Origin of the sequence: Sphingomonas sp., assembly GCF_019242355.1 — a bacterium.
Taxonomy (GTDB): Bacteria; Pseudomonadota; Alphaproteobacteria; order Sphingomonadales; family Sphingomonadaceae; genus Sphingomicrobium.
The window spans coordinates 1-5,788 of record NZ_JAFAVR010000060.1 but is presented as its reverse complement, the minus strand read 5'-3'; the positions used below and the strand labels follow the sequence as shown (position 1 = coordinate 5,788).

General features: G+C 66.9%; 7 protein-coding genes. 3 read left to right on the top strand and 4 right to left on the bottom strand.

Annotated elements, in window-relative coordinates; translation table 11 throughout:
• Window positions 1-76 precede the first annotated feature (76 nt).
• On the bottom strand, window positions 77-838 hold the full coding sequence (locus JOZ79_RS02605; protein ID WP_294070157.1) for a DUF72 domain-containing protein: 762 nt from the start codon (window positions 836-838) through the stop codon (window positions 77-79).
• A gap of 25 nt (window positions 839-863) precedes the next feature.
• Here JOZ79_RS02605 and JOZ79_RS02600 point away from each other — a divergent pair, with 25 nt between their 5' ends.
• Window positions 864-1,562: an NAD-dependent deacylase gene (locus tag JOZ79_RS02600; protein WP_294070154.1), complete on the top strand. Its 699-nt coding sequence runs from the start codon at window positions 864-866 to the stop codon at window positions 1,560-1,562.
• Here JOZ79_RS02600 and era read toward each other — a convergent pair.
• From era to lepB, 3 genes are read right to left on the bottom strand one after another with little or no spacing between them, the layout of a single operon-like run.
• Window positions 1,559-2,461 (bottom strand): GTPase Era, encoded by a 903-nt coding sequence (gene era / locus JOZ79_RS02595; protein ID WP_294070151.1) that lies wholly within the window; start codon window positions 2,459-2,461, stop codon window positions 1,559-1,561. The two genes, JOZ79_RS02600 and era, sit on opposite strands and share 4 nt — an antisense overlap.
• Entirely contained in the window at window positions 2,458-3,123 is a 666-nt protein-coding gene (gene rnc, locus JOZ79_RS02590; protein ID WP_294070149.1) for a ribonuclease III, read from the bottom strand. Before rnc ends, era begins: the two co-directional genes overlap by 4 nt.
• Entirely contained in the window at window positions 3,120-3,983 is an 864-nt protein-coding gene (gene lepB / locus JOZ79_RS02585) for a signal peptidase I (RefSeq protein ID WP_294070146.1), read from the bottom strand. The genes rnc and lepB overlap by 4 nt, the downstream gene beginning before the upstream one ends.
• Before the next feature lie 105 nt (window positions 3,984-4,088).
• Here lepB and pgi point away from each other — a divergent pair, with 105 nt between their 5' ends.
• Both pgi and JOZ79_RS02575 read left to right on the top strand, forming a co-directional pair.
• A complete protein-coding gene (gene pgi, locus JOZ79_RS02580) occupies window positions 4,089-5,573 on the top strand; it encodes a glucose-6-phosphate isomerase (protein WP_294070143.1) in 1,485 nt (494 codons plus the stop codon).
• Window positions 5,573-5,788: FAD-dependent oxidoreductase (locus JOZ79_RS02575; RefSeq protein WP_294070140.1), on the top strand; the 216-nt coding region annotated here is incomplete at its 3' end. The genes pgi and JOZ79_RS02575, both read left to right, overlap by 1 nt.

Here is a 5,788-nt window from a genome sequence, read left to right as displayed (position 1 = left end):
ACAACTCCCGCGATCGCGCGGCCCATGCGGCCGTTGGGCGCGAACAGGGCGATGCGGATCGGCTGGCCGGGCGTGCTCATTTGCGGGGGCTTAGCGCAAGCCGTTCCTGAAGGGCCAGCGCCGCCATCGGGGCGCGAACCTTGGCGCCATTGATGAGTAGCAGATAGACGTCCCGGCCGGCATCCTGCTGTTGGCGCGCCCGATCGGCGATTGTGTCGAGGGCGTCGGCTTCGTAGCCGGTCGCCACGTCCTCGCTCATCCGTTGCAGACGCGCATAGGTGAAATCGGCGGAGTCCGTGTCGATCGCCGGGAACTTCTCTGAATCGTCGAACACGATCGCGACGTTTCGGGCGCGGCAGAGCTCCACGAACCGCTCATCGCGATAGCTTTCGTCCCTCGGTTCGATCGCGTGACGGAGCTTCTGCCCGTCGTACTTCAATGGAAGCAGGTCGATGAACCGGGCGATATCGTCGCGGTCGAACTTCCGGCGCGGCGCGAGCTGCCACATGATCGGCCCGAGCTTGGGGCCGAGGGCCGTCATCTCCTGCGCGAAGAAGGTGTCGATACCTTCCCCGGCGTCGGCGAGCTTCGGCCGGGTGACACAGAAGCGCGATCCCTTGATCGCGAACTGGAATCCATCGGGCGCGGTCGCCGCCCATTTCTCCCAGCTCTTCGGACTTTGCCGCGAATAGAAGGTGGAGTTGATCTCGATCACGGTCAGCGCGCGCGATGCGTAATCGAGCTCCTTCGATTGCGGCCATTTGTTCGGATAGAAGGTCCCGCGCCAGGGCGGGAAGGTCCAGCCGCCGATCCCGACACGAATTTGCCCTTCGCTCATTGCGCGAGCCTTCTATGCTTGGGCCATGGACATCCGCAACATTGTCATCCTAACGGGCGCCGGAGTCTCCGCCGAAAGTGGTCTCGCGACCTTTCGCGGGCCTGACGGTCTGTGGGAAGGGCACCGCGTCGAGGACGTGTGCACGCCAGAGGCCTTCGCGCGCGATCCGGCGCTGGTGCATGCCTTCTACGACGCCCGGCGCGCGAAGCTCGGAAGTGTCGAGCCGAATGCCGCCCATCGCGCGCTCGCGCGGCTTGACGGGCAATGGCCGGGCGACCTGCTGCTCGTCACCCAGAATGTCGATGACCTGCACGAACGTGCCGGGTCGAAACGGCTGATCCATATGCACGGCGAGCTGAAAAGCGGCTGGTGCCTGGCGTGCGGAGAGCGGTTCCGGTGGGAAGCGGCGATGGGCGAGCAGTCGTCCTGTCCATCCTGCGGCTCAGTCGGCGGCGTTCGGCCCGACATCGTCTGGTTCGGGGAAATGCCCTATCAGATGGACCGGATCGAGGAGGCCATCCGCCGCTGCGACCTGTTCGTGTCGATCGGAACGTCAGGCGCGGTCTATCCGGCGGCGGGTTTCGTTCAGACGGCGCGTTATTGCGGGGCTCGAACGCTGGAAATGAACCTGGAGCCTAGCCTCGGCAGCTATCTGTTCGACGAAAGCCGCACCGGCCCAGCGAGCGAACTGGTCCCCCGCTGGGTCGATGACCTGCTGAGCTAGTCCGCCCATTCGAGGCCGATGTCGCGATACAGGCCGCGGTCCTCATCCCAGCGCGGATTGACCTTGACGTGGAGGAACAGATGCACCGGCCGGCCGAGGTGCTGGGCGATCTCCGCGCGAGCGCCGGCGCCAATCGCCTTGAGCCGCCGGCCACCCTTGCCGATCACGATCGCCTTCTGGCTGTCACGCGCAACGAGGATCTGCTGGCGGATTTCGGTGGACCCGTCCGGCCGGTCGGACCAGGTCTCGGTCTCGACGGCGGTTGCGTAGGGCAACTCCTGGTGCAGCTGGTTGACGATCTGCTCGCGGGTGAGCTCGGCGGCGATCATTCGGTCGGTCGCGTCGGAGACCTCGTCCTCGGGGTAGAGCCAGGGCCCCTCCGGCATGGCGGCGCTCAGCGCCTGCTTGAGGTCGGAGACTCCGTCGCCCTGCGCAGCGCTGATCATGAAGACCTGGTCCGGGTTGAGCCGCTCCGTCAGGCCGGCGGACAGGCCAAGGAGCGTTTCCTTGGCGACGAGGTCGATCTTGTTGAGCGCGACGAAGAGGGAATGCTCGCGGGTCTCGAGCGCTGCCACGATGCGTTCAACATCCCCCTTGATGCCCGTCGACGCATCGATGACCAGCAGGTTGAGGTCGGCGTCCTCCGCAACTGTCCAGGCAGCGGCGACCATCGCGCGGTCGAGCCGGCGGCGAGGCGCGAAAATACCGGGGGTGTCGACAAGCAGGACTTGGGCCGTGCCTTCGATCGCAATGCCCATCAGCCGGGCTCGCGTGGTCTGCGCCTTCGGGCTGACGATCGCGACCTTCTGCCCGACCAGCGCGTTCACGAGCGTGGACTTGCCGGCATTCGGGGCGCCGATCACTGCGACGAAGCCGGCCCTGGTCGCATCGGCCGTCATTGCAGCTTGTCCAGCAGCGCGGCCGCGGCGGCGGTTTCGGCTTCCTGCTTGCTCGACCCGTCGGCGGTCGCCTCTCCCAGTCCGGGAATGCTGACCCGGACCTCGAACCGCGGCGCGTGATGGGCGCCGGTGCGCGACACCAGCTCATAGTCGGGGTTCCTGCGGCCTTGCGCTGCGGCCAGTTCCTGGAGCGCGGACTTGGGATGCTTGGGGGCTCGTCCCTGGCCGTCGAGATAAGGGGTCCAGGCAGTGACGACGAACCGGCGCGCCGCCTCGAACCCAGCATCGATGAACACGGCGCCGATCAGCGCCTCGACGACGTCGCCGACGACATTGTCACTGCGATTGGCGCCGTCCTCGCGCGCCTGCTTGCCGAGCCGGATCAGCGGCGGCAGGCCGAGCTCCCGGCCAACTTCGGCGCAGGTCTCGCGAGCGACGAGGTCATTGTAACGCCGAGACAGCTTGCCTTCCGGCTCGTCCGGGTAGCGCTCGAACAGCGCCGCCGCGATCGACAGGCCGAGCACCCGGTCACCGAGGAACTCGAGCCGTTCGTAGCTGTCGCGGCCGATGCTGCCATGGGTGAAGGCGCGCTCGAACAGTGCCGGTTGGGCCGTTCGGCGCCCGATCCGCTCGGCGACGAAGCGAGCGACGTCGTCGCTCATCTTGCTGGGCCGGTGTAGCCATTGCCTATTCGCCGCGCCCTGAGCGCGGTGAACCAGGTCCAGGGCTTTACATAGGACGCGCTTCCATCGGTCGACCAGAAGGTCAGCTGGGCGCGGCCGATCACATCCTCGAGCGGAAGCATGTCGACTCCGCCTTCATCGGTCGGGAAGCGGCTGTCGAGGCTGTCGTCTCGATTGTCGCCCATCAGGAACAGGCGGCCGGCCGGCACCTTCGCCGGGCCAAAATTATCGCCCGCGCTGGCGTCGACCTGGTCGAGCACCGTATAGCTCGGGCCGCCGGGAAGGCTCTCGAGCAAGGCGGGATAGAGGCAATAGGGATGGCCGCCGCGCTCGACGACGTCCGGCTGAGCGGGCGGGATCACGCGGCACGGGCTGTTCGGGCTGATCGGCATCGCGACAGGGGATAGCGGCCGCCGGGGAACGATCCGGCCATTCAGGATCAGTGCACCGCCGCGCACCTCGACCGTGTCGCCAGGCAGGCCGATGACCCGCTTCACGAGGTCGGCGTTCTCGGACGGCAGGTGGAAGACAACGACGTCGCCGCGCTTCGGCAGCCCGGCGAAGATCCGGCCGTTGATCGGCGGGAAACTCCACGGAAAGCTGTAGCGGGAATAGCCATAGGGCCATTTCGACACCGCGATATAGTCGCCGATGAAGAGCGCCGGCAGCATCGATCCGGAAGGGATCGAGAAGGGCTGGATGAAGAGGCTGCGCATCGCCCATGCGATAAGCGCAATGCTGAGCAGGAAGCGCGCCAGGCTTCCGGCGGTCTCGGTCTTCTCGGGCTTCGGCGCGGAGGCGCCGTCATCGGCAGTGCTGGATGGAACAGGGGATGGCATCGCGAGCGCTTCTTTCCGTCGGATGCGGCGAGGTCAAGGCGGCGTCGGCCAGCGGACAGCCAAGCAGGGTGGCAATATGCACCGCCGTCATTATGTGGCGCTGGAATGACTGCCGCTGAACCGAACCAACCCTCCCGCCTCGACGAACTGTTCGAGCGCGAGCCCGACCGACTCAGCCGGCTTAGCATCGAGCTTGCGGGTCTCTACTTCGACTGGTCCAAGACCCACCTCGACCAGGCGCTGGTCGCGGAGTTTGTCTCACGGGCCGAGACTGCAGGCTTCGAAAAGGCGCGCCACGCCTTGTTCGCGGGGGAGATCGTCAACCTCAGCGAAGGGCGGCCGGCAATCCATGTCGCCGAGCGCGGAAGCGGGGCGCCCGAGGATGTCGACCTCTCCGCTGCGCGTCATCAGCGGACCCGCGCCCTGGTGGACGCGGTCGAGGCCGGCGCCTTTGGCGACGTCACCGGCGTGCTCCACATCGGCATCGGCGGCTCGGTGCTCGGCCCGGCGCTGCTGGTCGACGCCCTTGGCCGGCGTGGCTCGCGGCTCGACGTGCGCTTCCTGTCGAACATCGACGGGCAGGCCTTCGACGACGCGGTGAGCACGCTCGACCCCGCGACGACCCTGGTCGTCGCCGTGTCGAAGACCTTCACCACTGCAGAGACGCTCGCCAACATGGACGCGGCGCTCGACTGGCTGCGAGGCGCCGGGGTCGCCGATCCCTACGGGCGAGTCATTGCGGTGACGGCCAGTCCGGACGCGGCGACCCGAGCCGGGATCGACGAGACTCGCATCCTGCAGTTCGGCGAGGGCGTCGGCGGCCGCTATTCGCTGTGGAGCTCGGTCGGCATCTCGGCGGCGCTCGCCTTTGGCTGGAGCGGGTTCGAGGAGCTGCTGGAGGGCGCCGCCGAGGTGGACCGCCATTTCCGCTTTGCCGAACCGCAGGCGAACATGCCGCTGCTCGCCGCCTTCGCCGATCGCTTCTATGTCGAGCGGCTGGGGTGCCAGACGCGGGCGGTGTTTGCCTATGATGAGCGGCTTCGTCTCCTTCCATTCTACCTTCAGCAGCTGGAGATGGAATCGAACGGCAAGTCGGTGACCGCGACCGGGAAGGCGCTGGAGGGCCCGACCGCGCCCATCACCTGGGGCGGAGTTGGGACCGACGCGCAGCATGCCGTGTTCCAGTTGCTTCACCAGGGCACCGTTACCGTGCCGGTCGAATTCGTTGCCGTGATCGAGGACGATGACAGCCTCGATGCCGAGCATCACCGGCAACTGCTGCTCAATGCTTTCGCCCAGGGCTCCGCGCTGATGACCGGAAGCGCCAGCGACGACCCGCAGCGCAGCTATCCGGGCAATCGGCCGAGCACGACGATCCTGCTCGACCGGCTCGATCCGCGCACGCTCGGCGCGCTGATCGCTTTCTACGAACACCGGACCTTCGCCAATGCGGTGCTGATGGGCATCAATCCCTTCGACCAGTTCGGCGTGGAGCTTGGCAAGCAGATTGCCCGCAAGCTGTCGGAGTCCGCCGACCATTCGGACATGGACCCGTCCACGCGCGCACTGATCGAACGGGCAGCGCTCTGATGGCCGACTACGACCTGTTCGTAATTGGCGCCGGGTCGGGCGGCGTCCGTGCGGCGCGAGTGTCGGCGGCTTATGGTGCCCGGGTCGCGATCGCCGAGGAGCACAAGGTCGGGGGCACCTGCGTCATCCGGGGCTGCGTGCCGAAGAAGCTGCTCGTTTACGGCGCTCACTTCGCCGAGGACCTCGACGATGCCGCGATGTTCGGCTGGGACATT